15 protein-coding genes are annotated in these 16,585 nt (G+C 59.9%); 7 read left to right on the forward strand and 8 right to left on the reverse strand.

Going from position 1 to position 16,585, the window contains the following annotated elements; translation table 11 throughout:
- Positions 1-35 precede the first annotated feature (35 nt).
- The gene (locus tag CCGE531_RS06575; protein WP_120663467.1) at positions 36-1,079 is read right to left on the reverse strand and encodes an aldo/keto reductase; all 1,044 of its coding nucleotides are present in this window, start codon (positions 1,077-1,079) and stop codon (positions 36-38) included.
- A gap of 194 nt (positions 1,080-1,273) precedes the next feature.
- On the opposite strand from CCGE531_RS06575, the gene fabD reads away from it, so the two are divergent.
- From fabD to gmk, 7 genes are all read left to right on the forward strand, one after another.
- Positions 1,274-2,218, forward strand: coding sequence for an ACP S-malonyltransferase (gene fabD / locus CCGE531_RS06580; protein ID WP_120663468.1), 945 nt, complete (start codon positions 1,274-1,276; stop codon positions 2,216-2,218).
- Between the two features lie 24 nt (positions 2,219-2,242).
- Positions 2,243-2,980 (forward strand): 3-oxoacyl-[acyl-carrier-protein] reductase, encoded by a 738-nt coding sequence (gene fabG / locus CCGE531_RS06585; protein ID WP_120663469.1) that lies wholly within the window; start codon positions 2,243-2,245, stop codon positions 2,978-2,980.
- A 288-nt stretch (positions 2,981-3,268) separates the two neighbouring features.
- A complete protein-coding gene (locus tag CCGE531_RS06590; protein ID WP_120663470.1) occupies positions 3,269-3,505 on the forward strand; it encodes an acyl carrier protein in 237 nt (78 codons plus the stop codon).
- Between the two features lie 114 nt (positions 3,506-3,619).
- Positions 3,620-4,882: a beta-ketoacyl-ACP synthase II gene (gene fabF, locus CCGE531_RS06595; RefSeq protein ID WP_120663471.1), complete on the forward strand. Its 1,263-nt coding sequence runs from the start codon at positions 3,620-3,622 to the stop codon at positions 4,880-4,882.
- 212 nt (positions 4,883-5,094) lie between these two features.
- Positions 5,095-6,309 carry an endolytic transglycosylase MltG gene (mltG, locus tag CCGE531_RS06600; protein ID WP_120663472.1) on the forward strand — a complete coding sequence of 405 codons (1,215 nt, stop codon included), beginning with the start codon at positions 5,095-5,097 and terminating at the stop codon, positions 6,307-6,309.
- 109 nt (positions 6,310-6,418) lie between these two features.
- Positions 6,419-7,306, forward strand: coding sequence for a YicC/YloC family endoribonuclease (locus CCGE531_RS06605; protein WP_120663473.1), 888 nt, complete (start codon positions 6,419-6,421; stop codon positions 7,304-7,306).
- A 3-nt stretch (positions 7,307-7,309) separates the two neighbouring features.
- A complete protein-coding gene (gene gmk, locus CCGE531_RS06610) occupies positions 7,310-7,972 on the forward strand; it encodes a guanylate kinase (protein ID WP_113347447.1) in 663 nt (220 codons plus the stop codon).
- A gap of 2 nt (positions 7,973-7,974) precedes the next feature.
- On the opposite strand, the gene rsmA is transcribed toward gmk, so the two are convergent.
- The 7 genes from rsmA to CCGE531_RS06650 all read right to left on the reverse strand — a co-directional run bounded on the left by rsmA (position 7,975) and on the right by CCGE531_RS06650 (position 16,522).
- On the reverse strand, positions 7,975-8,802 hold the full coding sequence (gene rsmA, locus CCGE531_RS06615) for a 16S rRNA (adenine(1518)-N(6)/adenine(1519)-N(6))-dimethyltransferase RsmA (RefSeq protein ID WP_120663474.1): 828 nt from the start codon (positions 8,800-8,802) through the stop codon (positions 7,975-7,977).
- Entirely contained in the window at positions 8,802-9,827 is a 1,026-nt protein-coding gene (gene pdxA / locus CCGE531_RS06620) for a 4-hydroxythreonine-4-phosphate dehydrogenase PdxA (RefSeq protein ID WP_120666569.1), read from the reverse strand. Before pdxA ends, rsmA begins: the two co-directional genes overlap by 1 nt.
- 6 nt (positions 9,828-9,833) lie before the next feature.
- The gene (locus tag CCGE531_RS06625) at positions 9,834-10,721 is read right to left on the reverse strand and encodes a peptidylprolyl isomerase (RefSeq protein ID WP_245459083.1); all 888 of its coding nucleotides are present in this window, start codon (positions 10,719-10,721) and stop codon (positions 9,834-9,836) included.
- A 265-nt stretch (positions 10,722-10,986) separates the two neighbouring features.
- The gene (locus CCGE531_RS06635) at positions 10,987-13,377 is read right to left on the reverse strand and encodes an LPS-assembly protein LptD (protein WP_120663477.1); all 2,391 of its coding nucleotides are present in this window, start codon (positions 13,375-13,377) and stop codon (positions 10,987-10,989) included.
- Entirely contained in the window at positions 13,378-14,463 is a 1,086-nt protein-coding gene (gene lptG, locus CCGE531_RS06640; RefSeq protein WP_120663478.1) for an LPS export ABC transporter permease LptG, read from the reverse strand.
- The gene (locus CCGE531_RS06645; RefSeq protein ID WP_120663479.1) at positions 14,460-15,638 is read right to left on the reverse strand and encodes an LptF/LptG family permease; all 1,179 of its coding nucleotides are present in this window, start codon (positions 15,636-15,638) and stop codon (positions 14,460-14,462) included. Before CCGE531_RS06645 ends, lptG begins: the two co-directional genes overlap by 4 nt.
- A 101-nt stretch (positions 15,639-15,739) precedes the next feature.
- Complete coding sequence (locus CCGE531_RS06650; RefSeq protein ID WP_120663480.1) at positions 15,740-16,522, reverse strand: phosphatase PAP2 family protein; 783 nt, start codon at positions 16,520-16,522, stop codon at positions 15,740-15,742.
- Positions 16,523-16,585 lie beyond the last annotated feature (63 nt).

Raw genomic sequence — 16,585 nt, forward strand, 5'->3', positions numbered from 1 at the left:
CCGCTTAATCGTTTTGAAGCTTACGGGCATGCTACTCACATCGGCATCGGATACTTGCGATGCACCTGCTCGATCTCGGCCAATACCTCTTCCGGCAGCGTCACATAAGCTGAAGCGATATCGGTCTCGAGCTGCGCCATCGTCGTGGCGCCGATGATGACGGAGGCCATGAAGGGCTTGGTGAAGCAGTATGCGAGCGCCAGCTTCGAAGGATCGATGCCGTATTTGGCTGCGATTTCCAGATAGGCCTTTACCGGCGGTTCCTGCAGCGGCTGCAGGCGGCCGCCGATGTCGAGGTTGATCGAGCCGCGCGAACCGGCCGGCCGTGCGCCGCCGACATATTTACCGCTGAGGATGCCACCGGCGAGCGGCGAATAGGCGAGCAGCCCGACATCCTCGTGATGCGATAGCTCGGCCAGGTCGAGATCGAAATGCCGGTAGAGCAGATTGTATTCGTTCTGCGTGGTCGCGACGCGCGGCAAGCCCTTCCGCTCGGAAATCGTCAGATATTTCTGGATGCCCCAGGTCGTCTCGTTCGACAGGCCGATGGCGCGGATCTTGCCGGCTTTCACCATCTCGCCCATCGTCTCCAGGATATCGGTGATATTGGCGGCCACCTTTTCGCGATCCTGGTTGAAGGGATTGTAGCGCCAGTTCTGGCGGAAGTGGAAATGGCCGCGGCTCGGCCAGTGAACCTGATAGAGGTCGATGTAATCGGTCTTCAGCCGCTTCAGGCTGGCGTCGATCGCCGCGCGGATATTGGCGGCATCGGCGCCCTGTCCGCCGCGCAGATACTCGCGGCCAGGGCCGGCAACCTTGGTGGCGAGCACGACATCCTTGCGCTTGCCGGTCTTTTCGAACCATGTGCCGATATATTCCTCGGTGCGGCCTTGGGTTTCCGGCCCGACCGGCGTCGTCGGATACATTTCGGCGGTGTCGAAGAAATTGATGCCCTTGCTGACGGCATAGTCCATCTGCTCGTGCGCTTCAGCTTCGCTGTTCTGCGTGCCCCAGGTCATCGTGCCCAGGCAAATCTGCGAAACGGAAATATCGGTACGGCCTAAATTCTTATATTTCATGGGAGAACCTTGGAGATGGGAGGACGCTGAAACGAAGAAGATCGCGAGAATTTAGGCGCGAACCGAGCGAGCGCAAGAAAAAAATCATTGCGTTTCGCAGACGCAAAAGCCGTTGGCGACAGGGCTTGCGCTATTGACTCCGGCGCAAACAATGTCATTGGGAAGCAAAACGACCCTCAAAAGGACGCTTTACAATGACTGTTGCTTTCACATTTCCCGGCCAGGGCAGCCAAGCTGTCGGCATGGGCAAGGACCTTGCCGACAATTTCGCCGAGGCGCGCGCAGTCTTCGAGGAAGTCGATGAAGCGCTCGGTGAAAAGCTCTCCGACGTCATCTTCAACGGCCCGGAAGACAGGCTGACCCTAACGGCCAATGCGCAGCCGGCGCTGATGGCCGTGTCGCTGGCCGTCATCCGTGTGCTACAGGCTCGCGGCCTCGACCTGAAAAGCAAGGTCGCCTATGTCGCCGGCCATTCGCTCGGCGAATATTCCGCGCTTTGTGCCGCCGGCACCTTCTCGCTTACCGACACAGCGCGTCTGCTGCGCATCCGCGGTAATGCCATGCAGGCGGCCGTGCCCGTCGGCGTCGGCGCCATGGCCGCGATCATCGGGCTCGAACATGCCGATGTCGCCGATGTTTGCGCCGAAGCCTCCGCGCTCGGCGCCTGCCAGATCGCCAACGACAATGGCGGCGGCCAGATCGTCATTTCCGGCGAAAAGGCTCCGGTCGAGAAGGCCGCGGAGCTCGCGACCGCCAAGGGCGCCAAGCGGGCTATCCTGCTGCCGGTCTCCGCACCCTTCCATTCCGCTTTGATGGCCCCGGCCGCCGAAGCGATGCGCGAGGCGCTTGCAGGCGTCGCCAAGGCCAATCCGGTCGTGCCCGTCATCGCCAATGTCAGGGCTGCTCCAGTCACGGATGCGGATGAGATCGCCAGGCTTCTCGTCGAACAGGTCACCGGTCAGGTACGCTGGCGCGAGACGGTGGAATGGTTCGCCGCCAACAATGTGACAACATTGTATGAAATTGGCGCCGGCAAGGTGCTGACGGGCCTCGCTCGTCGTATAGATAAATCGGTCAACGGCATTACCGTCAACAATGCCGCCGATATCGACACGGCGCTCGCCGCATTGCTCGGCTGATAGATTAAGGAACGAGGGACACACATGCTTGATTTGACCGGCCGCAAGGCCCTGGTAACCGGTGCATCCGGCGGCATCGGCGAAGAAATTGCCCGGCTCCTGCATAAACAGGGCGTGCTCGTCGGCCTGCACGGCACGCGTGTCGAAAAGCTGGAGACGCTGGCGTCCGAACTCGGCGATCGCGTCAAGATCTTCCCTGCCAACCTGTCTGACCGCGACGAGGTGAAGGCGCTTGGCGCCAAGGCAGAGGAGGAGCTCGGCGGCGTCGATATCCTCGTGAACAATGCCGGCATCACCAGGGACGGCCTGTTCGTGCGCATGAGCGACGAGGACTGGGACAGCGTGCTGGAAGTCAATCTCACCGCCGTCTTCCGCCTGACCCGCGAGCTGACCCATCCGATGATGCGCCGCCGCTATGGCCGCATCATCAACATCACCTCCGTTGTCGGCGTGACCGGCAACCCGGGACAGGCGAACTACTGCGCCTCCAAGGCAGGCATGATCGGCTTCACCAAGTCGCTGGCGCAGGAAATCGCGAGCCGCAACGTCACGGTCAACTGCGTCGCGCCGGGCTTCATCGAAAGCGCGATGACGGGCAAGCTGAACGACAAGCAGAAGGAAGCCATCATGGGCGCCATTCCCATGAGGCGCATGGGCACGGGTGCGGAAGTTGCCTCGGCCGTGACCTATCTTGCTTCTTCTGAAGCCAGCTATGTCACGGGCCAGACGATCCATGTCAACGGCGGCATGGCGATGATCTAAAGGGAATTGCTCGTTGGAGGGAACTTTCCCTCCAATAGCATGTTGAGCAACCCGGAGCCGGCTATTTTCTGGCTTTGCGACGGACTTAAACCGTGTTAAGCGGGCCATGACTGTGAACAGTCGTCCGGAAAATGCAGACGGACTGGGCCGCTTTCAAGGCGCCGGACCGGATCTCAATGCCGGGTTGAACGGGTTTGCCAGCGGCGTCAGGACAGATGCTGCAGGTTTGAATTAGGGTAGGGATGTCACAAGGCATTCCGATCAGGACATAAGGTCGAGGAAACCGACATGAGCGATATCGCAGAACGCGTAAAGAAAATTGTTGTTGATCATCTTGGCGTTGAAGCCGACAAGGTTGTTGAAAGCGCAAGCTTCATCGACGATCTGGGCGCGGACTCGCTCGACACGGTCGAACTGGTCATGGCCTTCGAAGAAGAATTCGGCGTTGAAATCCCCGACGACGCTGCCGACTCGATCCTGACGGTCGGCGACGCGGTGAAGTTCATTGAGAAGGCCCAGGCCTAATCTTTCGCGCTTTTTGAAGGGGCGGGCTGAAGAGTCCGCCCTATTTCGTCCGGCGACGCCGGACGAAGCAATTTTATACGCATATCATTATAAAAAGACGGGGGTCTGCGGGCGATGAGACGTGTCGTTATCACGGGTACCGGCATGGTATCACCTTTGGGCTGCGGCACGGAGGTGTCCTGGTCGCGCTTGATCGCCGGACATAATGGCGCGCGCCTCGTAACCGAATTCGAGGTCGAGGACCTCCCCGCCAAGATCGCATGCCGCATTCCGGTTGGCGATGGCACCGACGGCACCTTCAATGCCGATGATTGGATGGAGCCGAAGGAGCAGCGCAAGGTCGACTCCTTCATCATCTATGGCATGGCAGCTGCCGATATGGCACTGGCAGACGCTGGCTGGCACCCGGCCACCGACGAGGACCAGATCGCCACCGGCGTCATGATCGGCTCCGGCATCGGCGGCCTCGAAGGCATCGTCGAAGCCGGCTATACGCTGCGCGACAAGGGTCCGCGCCGCATCTCGCCCTTCTTCATTCCCGGTCGCCTCATCAATCTCGTTTCCGGCCAGGTCTCGATCCGCCACAAGCTGCGCGGCCCTAACCATGCCGTCGTTACCGCATGCTCGACAGGCGCTCATGCGATCGGCGATGCTGCCCGGCTGATCATGCTCGGCGATGCTGATGTCATGGTGGCAGGCGGCGCCGAAGCTCCGGTCTGCCGTATCTCGCTTGCCGGCTTCGCCGCCTGCAAGGCGCTGTCGACGGATTATAACGATGCTCCGCAGAAGGCTTCGCGCCCCTATGACCGCGACCGTGACGGCTTCGTCATGGGCGAGGGCGCCGGTATCGTCGTCCTGGAAGAGTTGGAACACGCCAAGGCACGCGGCGCAAAGATCTACGCCGAAGTGGTCGGTTACGGCCTTTCCGGTGACGCCCATCACATCACAGCACCGTCCGAGGATGGCGAGGGCGCGTTCCGCTGCATGACCTCGGCGCTGAAGCGCGCTGGGCTAACCCCGGCCGATGTCGACTACATCAATGCCCATGGCACATCGACCATGGCCGATACGATCGAGCTCGGCGCTGTCGAGCGGCTGGTCGGCAATGCCGCGTCGAAGATCTCGATGTCGTCAACCAAGTCGGCAACCGGTCACCTGCTCGGTGCTGCCGGCGCGATCGAGGCGATCTTCTCCACGCTCGCCATTCGCGACAACATCGCCCCGCCGACGCTCAACCTGGATAATCCGGAACGCGAAACCGCCATCGATCTCGTGCCGCACAAGGCCCGCAAGCGCGAGATCAATGTTGTGCTGTCGAACTCCTTTGGCTTCGGCGGCACGAATGCGTCGCTTGTCCTGCGCCGCTATGAGGCATAATAACGGCACGTAACTTCGAAGCGGGAGCGTTCTCGGCAAGCCTGCGCCCCCGCCTTGAATATTGCCGCGAGTCCGTAAACCGCGGATGTCCCGTGGCAATGTCTGATCGGTCGAAGTCGGGGCCTGACCGGTTCCGCCTTATCTTCTGAACCTGTTTTTTGCCGCATTGCTTGGCCAAAGAGCAGGCAATCACAAAAAGGAAGGGATTGCCGGTGAGTGATACGAACCAGAGCAACGGAACTCCGAATGGGCAGAAAGGACCGATCATCCCGAAATCGGCCAATGAAGCCCTGCGTCCGGAGCGTGTTCCGGATCCGCCGAAGCGCTCGCGCAAGGCTCGCAGCCAGATGATCATTTTCCTGAACTTCCTGATGACACTGGCGGTTTTCGTCGCTGTTGTCGCAGTCGGAGGTGCCTATTATGCGTTTTCGGCCTATCAAAGCGCAGGCCCGCTGACGACCAATACGAATTTCATCGTGCGCAATGGCGCCGGCCTCGGTGAGATCGCCAATCGCCTGGAATCCAACAACATCATCACCAATGAGCGCATCTTCCGCTGGCTGACGGCTACCTATCTCCATGACGGCGAAACCCTTCGCGCCGGCGAATATGAGATCAAGGCCGGCGCCTCCATGAAGGACATCATGGAGTTGCTGAAGTCAGGCAAATCGATCCTCTATTCGGTTTCCCTGCCGGAAGGCCTGACGGTGCGGCAGATGTTCAACAAGCTGCAGGCCGATCCCGTGCTGGAAGGCGATCTGCCGTCGGCCCTGCCGGCGGAAGGCAGCCTGAGGCCGGATACCTATAAGTTCACGCGTGGCACGAAGCGCGCGGAAATCATTCAGCAGATGGCGGCATCGCAGATGAAGCTTGTCGACCAGGTCTGGGAAAAGCGCGACTCAAGCGTGCAGCTGGCAAGCAAGCAGGATTTCATCACGCTCGCCTCCATCGTGGAGAAGGAAACCGGTCTGGCCGACGAGCGCGCCCATGTCGCCTCCGTCTTCCTGAACCGCCTCGGCAAGGGCATGCGCCTGCAGTCGGATCCGACTGTTATCTACGGTCTCTTCGGCGGCGAGGGAAAGCCGACCGATCGTCCGATCTATCAGTCCGATCTGAAGAAGGACACGCCTTACAACACCTACGTCATCAAGGGTCTGCCGCCGACGCCGATCGCCAATCCGGGCAAGGATGCCCTGGAAGCCGTCGCCAATCCCTGGAAGTCGCAGGATCTCTATTTCGTGGCCGACGGCACCGGCGGCCATGTCTTTGCCGCCACGCTGGATGAGCACAACGCCAATGTCCGGCGCTGGCGCAAGCTCGTTGCCGAAAAGGGCGAAGACCCCAGCACCATTGCCGTGGACGGTCAGCCGGACGACGCTGCCGTTGCCCCCGGCTCGGGTGCCCAGCAGAAGAAAAAGACCAACTGATCCTTGCCGCGCCTTGGCTTCCATAAGAAGCGCGGCGCGGATTCACTTTACATTGGCCCATAATGCGAAGATTTTCGGCGGATTGGGACAGGAACTATCGGAGGCTTGCATGGCATTGCAGTCCATGACCGGCTTTGCCCGGCGTGAGGGAACGAGCGGTCGCGGTCGCTGGGCATGGGAGCTGCGTTCGGTGAACGGCAAGGGGTTGGATATCCGCCTGCGCCTGCCGACGGGCCTGGAACGTCTGGAGACCGATATCCGCAAGTCTATCGCCGACGGGCTTTCCCGTGGCAACCTGCAGGTCAGCCTGTCACTGTCAGTCGAAGAGAGCCGCGTCGAGGTCGTCGTGAACCAGGAAGCGCTGATGGCGGTCCTGGCGCTGCGCGATCAGCTTGGCGGCATCGTCGATCCCGCGCCATTGCGGCTGGAAAGCTTGATGGCCGTGCGCGGTCTGGTGGAGTTCAAGGAAGCCGTGGAAGACGAAGTGGCGCTTGCCGCGCGCGATGCCGATATCATGGCGGGTCTCGAAACAGCGCTTGGCGATCTCCGTGACATGCGTCGGCAGGAAGGCGAAGCTCTTGGCAAGGTTCTGCTCGGCCAGGTCGCAACCATCGAGGCGCTGACGTCAACCGTCGAGCTCGATCCGTCTCGTTCGCCGCAGGAGATTGCCGCGAGACTGGCGACACAGGTTTCCATGCTTTTGGAAGGCTCGTCGGGCTTCGACCGCGACAGGCTGCACGCCGAAGCCGCTCTTCTTGCGACCAAGGCGGACCTGCGCGAGGAAATCGATCGCCTGAAAGCCCATGTGGCCGCTGCGCGCGATCTTATTTCCAAGGGCGGGCCTGTCGGACGCAAGCTCGATTTTCTTGCACAGGAATTTAACCGGGAATCGAATACTATCTGTTCGAAGTCGAATGCGGCGGCGGTAACCGCCGCCGGCATCGAACTGAAGGTGGTTATCGACCAGTTCCGCGAACAGGTCCAGAATTTGGAGTAGGCCATGAAGCCGGCGACATCCACATCCATCCCGATCGCCCGCCGGGGGCTGATGCTTGCCATCTCCTCGCCGTCGGGCGCGGGCAAGTCGACGATCGCGCGTAACCTGCTGGAGAAAGATGGCGAAGTCAGCCTTTCCGTCAGCGTTACGACCCGACAGCGGCGGCCGAGCGAGATCGAAGGCGTGCATTATCATTTCGTCTCGCAGCGCGAATTCGAGCGTCTTCGCGATTCAGACTCGCTGCTCGAATGGGCTGAGGTGCATGGCAATTTCTACGGCACGCCGCGCGAGCCGGTAGAGGTGGCGATGGCTGAGGGTCGCGACATGCTTTTCGATATCGATTGGCAGGGCGCCCAACAGTTGCAGGAGAAGATGCCGGCCGATGTCGTCTCCATCTTCGTGCTGCCGCCGACGATGACGGAGCTGCAATCGCGGCTGCATCGCCGCGCCGAGGATTCAGAAGAGGTGATCGCCAGACGTCTTGCCAATTCACGGGCCGAGATCGCCCATTGGCGCGAATATGACTATGTCATCGTCAACGATGATCTGACCCTGGCCTTCAACGCCGTCCAGTCCATCGTCAAGGCCGAGCGCCTGCGCCGCGACCGGCGGCACGGCATGTTCGATTTCGTTCGGGACTTGCTGGAAGAGACGCCTAAGCTCTGAGCCTACAGGTAATTCGCCAGCTGGCAGAATTCTTCCACGGAAAGCGTTTCCGCGCGGCGCTGCGGGTCGATATCGGCTTTTAGCAGAAGCGACTCGCCGCCAAGCGGCTTCAGGCTCTGGCGCAGCATCTTCCGACGCTGGCCGAAGGCCGCCTGCGTCACCTTTTCCAGTTTACCGACATCACACGGGATAGGGTTCTCCCTCGGCGTGAGATGTACGACTGAAGACGTTACCTTCGGTGGCGGCGTGAAAGCCTGCGGAGGCACGTCGAAAGCCATGCGCGCCTCCGTCCGCCAGCCGCACAGCACGCCAAGCCGGCCATAATGGTCGTCATCCTCCTGCGCAACGATCCGCTGGCCGACTTCCTTCTGAAACATCAAGGTCAGGGATTGCCAGAAGGGCGGCCATTGCGCCGGCAGGAGCCAGTTGACCAGAAGCTGGGTGCCGACGTTATAAGGCAGGTTGGCGATGATCTTGACCTCGCCTTGCGGGGCAAGTGCCACGAAATCCGTCTTCAACGCATCGCCCTCGATCACATCAAGCCGGCCGGGATAATGATCGGCGATTTCCGCCAGTGCCGGCAGGCAGCGTGCATCGCGCTCGACCGCGATGACCTTGGCCGCGCCGAGCGCCAGAATGGCGCGTGTCAGGCCGCCCGGTCCGGGACCGACTTCGAAGACCGTAACACCTTCCAGCGATCCGGCCGTTCTGGCGACTTTCTGTGTCAGGTTGAGGTCGAGAAGAAAATTCTGGCCGAGCGCCTTGCGCGCGTCGAGGCCGTGACGCTGGATCACATCGCGAAGGGGTGGCAAACCGTCCAGTGCAGCCATCAGCGATCGCTTCCGGTCTTGCCGCTGATTTCGCTCGCCAATCTGAGGGCCGCGACAAGGCTGTCTTCCCTGGCGATACCCTTGCCGGCGATACCGAACGCCGTGCCGTGGTCCGGAGAGGTGCGGACGAAGGGTAAGCCAAGCGTGACATTGACCGAATCGTCGAAGCCGAGTGCCTTGGCCGGGATCAATGCCTGATCGTGATACATGCAGATAGCGACGTCGTATCGGCGGCGAGCCTCGTCGTGGAACATCGTATCGGCGGGCAGGGGGCCGAATGCATCGATGCCTTCGCTGCGCAGCGTATCGATCGCAGGACGGACAATCTCATCGTCTTCCTTGCCGAGCGCGCCATTTTCGCCGGCATGCGGATTGAGACCCGCAACCGCGAGGCGTGGCTTGGAAATGCCGAAGCGGTGACGCAGGTCATGGTCGGTGATCCGGCAGGTCTCGACGATCAGCTCTGAAGTCAGTGCCTGCGGCACATCTTTCAGGGGAATATGGATGGTGACCGGGATGGCGCGGAGCTTCGGGCCGGCGAGCAGCATGACCGGCGTGACCGGTTTTCCGGTTGCGCGCGTTGCGAGATCCGCGAGGAATTCCGTATGGCCTGGAAAGCCGAAGCCGGCGTCATAGAGCACCGATTTGGCAATCGGATTGGTGACAACAGCGGACGTCCGGCCGCCCATGCTGAGCGACACGGCCATTTCTATGGCTGCAATCGTGCCTTTGGCGGTGGCGACATGCGGTTCGCCGGCAATGACGTCCATTCCAGCCTCGATCGGCAGGACCGGCAGTGCATCCTGAAAGATGGTGCAGGCGGTCGCTGGACCCGTCTCCTTCAGCGGCACAGCAAGGCCGAGTTGCGAGGCCCGCGCGGCGAGAATCCCGGCGTCGCCGAGAAACAGGAAGGGGGGTAGATCGAGCTCGCCGCGGCGCAGCCAGGCGGCGAGCGTGATGTCGGGGCCTATGCCAGCCGGATCCCCCTGCGTGAGCGCAAGGGGGAGAAGGGAGCGCGGCGGCATCGTCAATCAGCGATAGACGATCTGCGCCTTGGAGCGCAGTTCATCCATATATTTCTTGTCATTGGCGCTCACACCCTGGGCATTGTTCTTGCCGATATCTTCGGCACGGAACACGGCGGCAGCGGCCACGTCATCGTTTACCTGACGTTGCGAGCAGATGGCAATGTACTCGACGCCGCGGTTGGTGACGACAGAGGCGGTCGTGTTGCCGGAGGCCTTCTCGAGTAACGGCTTCCAGATTTCGGGAACCTCCGGTGCGAGCACGCGGCCGAGGTCCTGAACGGAAACATCGCGCATGGTCGCGGCAAAGACCTTCGCCTGATCGCAGCCGGGGAACTTGGAGCGCGATGCTTCGGCTTCGGCCTTGCGCGAATTGAGGATGGCGTTCCTCTTCGCAGCCGGAACGACAAAGACGACCTGCTTGAGGAAGTATTCCGTCGTGACAGGCTTCGTCTTGTTTTCCGTCATGCGCGTCACGAGATCGTCGTTCGATATGCGGCTGCTCGAGCCGAAACGGGCATTGACGACGCGAGGCCAGCTCATGGAAACGGCAATGTAGGATTTGAAATGTTCCGCGCCGACGCCGGCCTTCTCGAGGATCTGGCCGAGCTGTTGCGTCGTCATCTTGTTGCTTGCGGCAAAACGGCCGAAGGCGGCATCGACATCCGTCGTCGAAACGGACATGCGCAGGCGAGAGACTTCCGCCCGCTTCAGCGTCTCGTCGACGAGTTGTTCCTTGGCCAGCTTGTTGAAATCGCCCTTCTGGTGCTGCAGCTTGAGGAAAGCGACGCGCTTGGCAATGTCGCCCGATGTGATGACCTGGTTATTGACGAGGACCTTCACCTCACTTGCAGCGAAAGCGACATCGCTGCTCGGCATGGCGAAGCTTGCCATAACCAGGGCCGCGGCTCCAAACAGCAGCGCGCGCATCGGTGTCTTTCCAGAAAACATCAACTACCCCTTCCCAAAGGTCTTTCCTGCCGGCGTTGCGCCATATCGGCACGCCTTCGGCGCGATACGGCAAATTTGCGCCACATGTCTACATCAAGCGCGATGAATTGCAAAATCCTTGCGGCGAAACAATGACGCCGGCGAATAGCAACCGCCTCGACGCAAAAGAGCCGGCTATAAGGCCGGCTCCCCGCAGTTTCGATTTCTATCAGAACGTTGCGTCCTGAACGCTGCCGAGGTTGACGTCGCCCAACGTACGGAAGGTCAAACGAGCACCGACCGTCCAATCGCTCGCCGAATTGGCGGTCGTATCCTTCTTGTCGAGGAACGAGATGGTGAAGATCGTGCACTCGTCCTCGTAGGAAAGACCGACGCCCTGACGGGTGATCTCATTGCTGTTGAGATCGTAGCTGACCGTGCCGAAGACGGACCAGTATTCCTTGAACTTGATCTGTGCGCGCGACTGGATTTCATCCTGATTGCTGGTGAAACCATATTGCGGCTGTGCGGAAATATGCGTGTAGATCAAGGACGTCTGGAATACATCGTTCGCAAAGCCGACGGCTGTATCGCCGCGGCGGAAGGCGAAGTCCTTCTCGTCGAAACGATAGGAGGTCGACAGCGAAATACCCTGCGGCGTCGTCAAGCCGAACATGGTGACATAGTCGGAACGGGTCGTTTCAAGTCCGGATTCCGAACCGACGCCCGCCAAATCCGTTTGCGCGAAGGAATTGCGTCCCGCGAGCTGGTAGGATTGTCCGAAAATGTGCTGCAACTTGTAGCCGCTGTCGAAGCTGGCGGTATAGCGCCATCCGAGATTGGCACGCGTGCCGCCTTCTATACGATCGAAGCCCGAGAACTTGTCGCGATCGAACAGGTTGGTCGCGTCGAAGACGAAGCTCTGTGCATCCTCGTTCGGCAGGCGGCCGGCAAGCTGCTCATCGGGCCGCACATAGATCTGCGCGATCGGCTCGAAGACATGCGTGCTGTTGCTTGTCGTGATCAGGAATGGGTACTTGGCTTCAAGGCCGGCAGTAACCATGCCTCGGGATGCAAAGTCGCTGGTGTCGTAATTGCCCGGATAGCTGAAGGATCCACCCAGCGAATTGGGTGAATCCATATCCAGGCCATAGACGTCGCCGCGCGCGGCGGCCAACGGCGTCAGAACCAGACCTTCGTCGGTCGTGAACGTACGCTGCCACTGCAGCTCGGTGCTGAGGCGTGTATAGCTTCCGGAAAGGCCCAGGAAGCGGTCGTTCAAGCCGGCGTCACCCAGATTGTTGACGTTGTCGAGCACGGATGTCCTGTCACGCGACAGATGGGTGAGGTTCATCGTCGCCGACAGCTCGCCACCATAGACCGATTTCGGATCGACATAGTGATAGTCGACGGTCGGATAAACGACGGCCTGCTGCTTTTCAGCTACGCTGTTATCGTCGGCATTCTGCTCGTTATAGTAGAAGGCGCGCATATCGAAGTAATTGCGCTTTCCGATGCCGGTCAAATAGGCCTCGTTGGTATGGGTGCTCTGGCTGAGGCCATTCAGACCATAGGTGCGCGAGAAGTTGTTATCGCTCTGCACCATGACGTCCCAGCCGAACGTCCAGCGGGGATTGATCCTGAAATCCGCCTTGGAGTTGATCATGCCGCGAGTTTTATGCTCGGCATCGCTGGTGCCGGCGGTGAAGGTGCCCGGATCCATCTGATTGATACCGGCAACGCGCAGGATATGCGTACCGTTTTCAAACCGCTGGCGGAACTCGCCCTCGAGCAACAGGCCCTGGTTGGTAAAGCCGGTCGCGGTGACCGTCGCGTCCATGCTCGGCGAAATGACGTAGTAATAGGGAACCCTGACGCCGACGCCGAGACGCTGGGAGACGGTCGCCGACGGAAACAGGAAGCCGGACTTCCGCTTGACCGTATTGTCCGGAACTTCGATCCACGGAATATAGGCAATCGGCTGGCCGAACAGTTCGAAACGGGCATGTTCCAGGCGCACGGTATGCGTGACGCCATTCTGGACGACACGCTGTGCCTTGACCTGCCATAGCGGCGCCCGGCCCTGCTCGGAGCAGGCCATGCAGGCGGTGTAAACACCCTTCGTCAGAATAAGCTGGTTGCCGCCGACCCGCTCGCCCTTTTCGGCGACCATGCGGGTGTTGTCTGGCATTTCGATGCGCAGGGCATTCACGAAGCCGTCGGAGAAGCTGTCGGTGACGTCCATTTTGTCACCGTACATGCGATTGCCATCCGGAGTGATCAGCTCGACATTGCCGAGAGCTGTCATTCGCCCGGATTTCTGGTTATACTCAACCTTCTGGGCAACCATCTTGTAGCTGCCGTAGTTGATCTGGACCGCACCGCTTGCGGTGACGATCTGCGTATCCTTGTTGTAGACCAATTCGTTGGACGAAAGGACCAGCTTTGCGCCTTCCGGCACCTTCACCTTGATAGGCGAGGTAACAGTGCCGGCGCCATTATTATTGTTGCTGGCCTGGGCGTAAACCACGACCGGGCTCATAACATATGCGCATGCAGCCGTGCCCGTAACGAGGGCAGCCACAATCTTTTTAATACTCTCGCGGTTGCCTGCCGCCACTTAGCCATCCTCCTGATGAAGCAGGATCGTTGCTCCGAATGCCAGTGCGACGATCACGGGTATCCATGTCGCCACATAGGGAGGAACCACTCCGCTGCTCCCGAATGCCTTTACAAGCACGGTGACAACATAAAGCACGAAGCCGGAGAGGATTCCACCCAGAATCACGGAGCGCGATTGATTGAATCTACTGAATTTTAGGGACACGGTTGCTGCAATCAACGTCATTGCTATGAGAAGGAATGGTTGCGATAGCAGCGAATGAAACTGTGTCTCAAGTGCGTTGGTCGATATGCCGAAGGAGCGCGCGATCTTTATTCGATTAGAAAGATCATAAAAAGCAATGGTTTCGGGCTGCGCCAGGCGCTGCGAAACGAAATCCTGTTTCAGATTCGTACGGACCTGTATCGAACTCTTATGATCCGGTATTTCACCCGGCCGCCGTTCGATGACATTGTTAAGAAGCCAGTAACCATCTTCCAATTTTGCCGACTGCGCGTCCTGCCGCAGGACGATATTTCCCTGTGAATCGAAGTGGATAAAGACAACGCCCATCAGCGTCGTTCCATTGTCCAGAATGGCCTTGGCGCCGATGATCGTATCGTCCTTGCCGTTCGATTGACGCAGCCACGGAACCGAAAGCTTGTTGTGATAAGAGGGGTCGCCGCGCAGATCGGCTTCCATCGTTTCCGCCTGGCGCTGGCCCCATGCGGCGACCGGATTGAGGGCGAGCATGGTCAGCAATCCCACGAAAAAGGCGCCCATGATGAACGGTGTCATGAACTGCCAGACGGAGATGCCGGCCGCACGCGCAATAACCAGTTCGCGACGGCGGTTGAGCGCGATCAGTACCGTCATGCCGACGAAGAGCGCGATGAACGGCACCGTTTGCTGCAGAATGAACGGCAATCGGACTGCTGTCATCACCAGGCCGAGCGAGACCGTATAGCCTGGCAGTCCGGCCAGCCGGCCAGCTGTTTCGCTGAAGTCGACGAGATAGACGATCGAGATGACGCCCAGGAAGAACCAGAACGTCGTCACGATGTAACGCGTAAAGAAATAACGCCCGAGCGTGCCGAAAATCATGCGTCGCTCCCGTTGGAGCCGCCCGGCGCCGCCGGCATGCGATCCTGGATTCGTTGCCGCCAGTTGCTGACGCGGTTTCGGATCGATACCGGCATCGACATCTTCCGGTTACGCAAGAGCAGCGCCGTCGCGACAACGGCGGCGATGATGTTGATGGCGTAGAGAATGCCGACGAAGCGCGGCGAATTATCGATCTGGTTGGCCGCATAGAAATCGGCCCAGCGCAACGCGAAGGCTATCGACAAGGCGGACACCATCGGATGCAGCCGTGCTTCGCGATGGGAGCGGGCATCACCGGCAATCACCAGGGATATAAGCGCGAATATCGCGGGCAAGGCCCATTCGTTGAGGCGCCGATGCAACTCGGCCCGATAGCTGCCCGGTCTTGTCTTGTAGTCTGGATCGTTCGGGTCCGGATTGAACAGGAAGCCGAGGCTGCGATCGCTGGCGCGCAAGTTCGCCTGGCCGCGGCTTTGCGTCATGTCGGAGAGGTCGAAGGAATAGGAATCGAACTTGATGACCGAGACGTTGCCATCGGCCGTCTTGCGATGAACCTCGCCATCTTTCATCAGCAGCGACGTGCCGCTGGCATCAACGGCGCCTTCCTTCGCATAATAGATGAGATCGAAGGCGGGATCGCGGGAATCGACCACGAACAGCCCCTTGAGGATGCGTCCCGACATGCGCTGCGAAATCTGTACGTAGAGCCCGTCTTCGATGCGCCGGAAATTCTTCTCTTCGATCACGGTGGAAAGAAGGTCGGCATAGGCCTCGGCCACCATCTGGCGGGCGGCGACGCGTGCCCTGGGCTCGACCATGTTGTCGACGAAGAAGGAAAACGCGCTGATGGCGATGGCGAGAATCATGATCGGACGGATGATGATGCTGCGTTTCGCGCCTGCCGCTTCCATGACGGTCAGCTCCGAATCGCTGTTCATCGCCGTCAGTGTCTGCGTGATGCCGATGACCAATGCGAAGGGCAGAACGATCGGGATGATCGTCGGGAGAATGAGCGTCGCGAGCTTTGCGAACGAGCCCATCGACTGGCCGCTATCCGTCACGAGATTGATGCGCTGCAGCACCTGGGTCGTCCAGATAATGGCGAGCACCGGCAGCAGTGCTACCAGGAACATCATACCGACGCGCCGTACGATATATGTCTCGAATAACTTCATGCCGGCCCTTAAACGCAACAGCTACCGTGCGAGCCGGCAGAGATTCACCCTCATCTACGCTGTTTAAGTTTTTTTGGCGACAACCAACTCGAAAAAAATCGTTAATTTTCCGAGATTCTTTTGTCGTGTGTCGTTTGGGATAATGCCAGCAGCGCGGCGAATATGACAAGCGATGAGAGCCAGCCGAGCACGGCATCGGAGAGGTAATGTCCGCCAAAAGCCACCCGAAGCGCGGGAATGAGGATTGAAACGGCTGCGATCGGCAGGGCGGCCGCCGATCGGTATGGCTGCGGGATGATGAAGATCAGGCAGAACAGCCAGCCGGCAGCCGCCGCTTCGCCCGAGATGAACGAACAGTTGCTGACGCATTTTCCAGCGAAGGATCCCGCGTGCACGAAATCGAGCGTGCCGCCGAAGAGGTCGGTCTGCCTCGGGCGCGGGCGCCCCGAAAAAGCCTTCAGCCAGAGATTGACGATCAGCACCGGGCCGATCAGCAGCGACCCGAGCGCGATCTTGAGATTGCACGCCCGCAGCCTGTTGAAGGTTGCCCCGTGATGCTGCCAGCACTGGAACAGCATCCAGGCGAGAACGGCTGCTACGATGTAGGGGAGCTGGAAGAATATCTCCCGCAACAGCCGCATATGCGTGTCCGCATTATAGGGGAAGATGCCGCATATCTGTTCGGGACGAGCGCTCGCCAGGCACTGCTGCGGCAGAAAAAACATGTTGGCGACGGCGAGATCGATCTGTGGAAAAACCGAGAAGAGGCCAAGCAGTGCCCACCAAAGACAGAAGAGGCCGATGAAGGCATCGCCCGCAGTGCGCGGTCGCAGAATCTCGGGGAAGCGGTCTTCGCGATTGAAGCTGTTGAAATCTATGATCAAGGCGGCTTTCCGGCAAAAGGTCGGGCCGCCACGGAGGGCGGCTAAAACACCATTGCGTGTAGC

Source organism: Rhizobium sp. CCGE531 (assembly GCF_003627795.1).
Taxonomy (GTDB): Bacteria; Pseudomonadota; Alphaproteobacteria; order Rhizobiales; family Rhizobiaceae; genus Rhizobium.

Bases quoted from the DNA above. Each gene is read 5' to 3' on its own strand.
- CCGE531_RS06645 (WP_120663479.1), bottom strand. From the start codon at position 15,638: ATGAAGTTATTCGAGACATATATCGTACGGCGCGTCGGTATGATGTTC.
- CCGE531_RS06590 (WP_120663470.1), top strand. From the start codon at position 3,269: ATGAGCGATATCGCAGAACGCGTAAAGAAAATTGTTGTTGATCATCTT.
- rsmA (WP_120663474.1), bottom strand. From the start codon at position 8,802: ATGGCTGCACTGGACGGTTTGCCACCCCTTCGCGATGTGATCCAGCGT.
- fabD (WP_120663468.1), top strand. From the start codon at position 1,274: ATGACTGTTGCTTTCACATTTCCCGGCCAGGGCAGCCAAGCTGTCGGC.
- CCGE531_RS06575 (WP_120663467.1), bottom strand. From the start codon at position 1,079: ATGAAATATAAGAATTTAGGCCGTACCGATATTTCCGTTTCGCAGATT.
- fabF (WP_120663471.1), top strand. From the start codon at position 3,620: ATGAGACGTGTCGTTATCACGGGTACCGGCATGGTATCACCTTTGGGC.
- CCGE531_RS06605 (WP_120663473.1), top strand. From the start codon at position 6,419: ATGGCATTGCAGTCCATGACCGGCTTTGCCCGGCGTGAGGGAACGAGC.
- lptG (WP_120663478.1), bottom strand. From the start codon at position 14,463: ATGATTTTCGGCACGCTCGGGCGTTATTTCTTTACGCGTTACATCGTG.
- gmk (WP_113347447.1), top strand. From the start codon at position 7,310: ATGAAGCCGGCGACATCCACATCCATCCCGATCGCCCGCCGGGGGCTG.
- CCGE531_RS06625 (WP_245459083.1), bottom strand. From the start codon at position 10,721: ATGGCAAGCTTCGCCATGCCGAGCAGCGATGTCGCTTTCGCTGCAAGT.
- pdxA (WP_120666569.1), bottom strand. From the start codon at position 9,827: ATGCCGCCGCGCTCCCTTCTCCCCCTTGCGCTCACGCAGGGGGATCCG.
- fabG (WP_120663469.1), top strand. From the start codon at position 2,243: ATGCTTGATTTGACCGGCCGCAAGGCCCTGGTAACCGGTGCATCCGGC.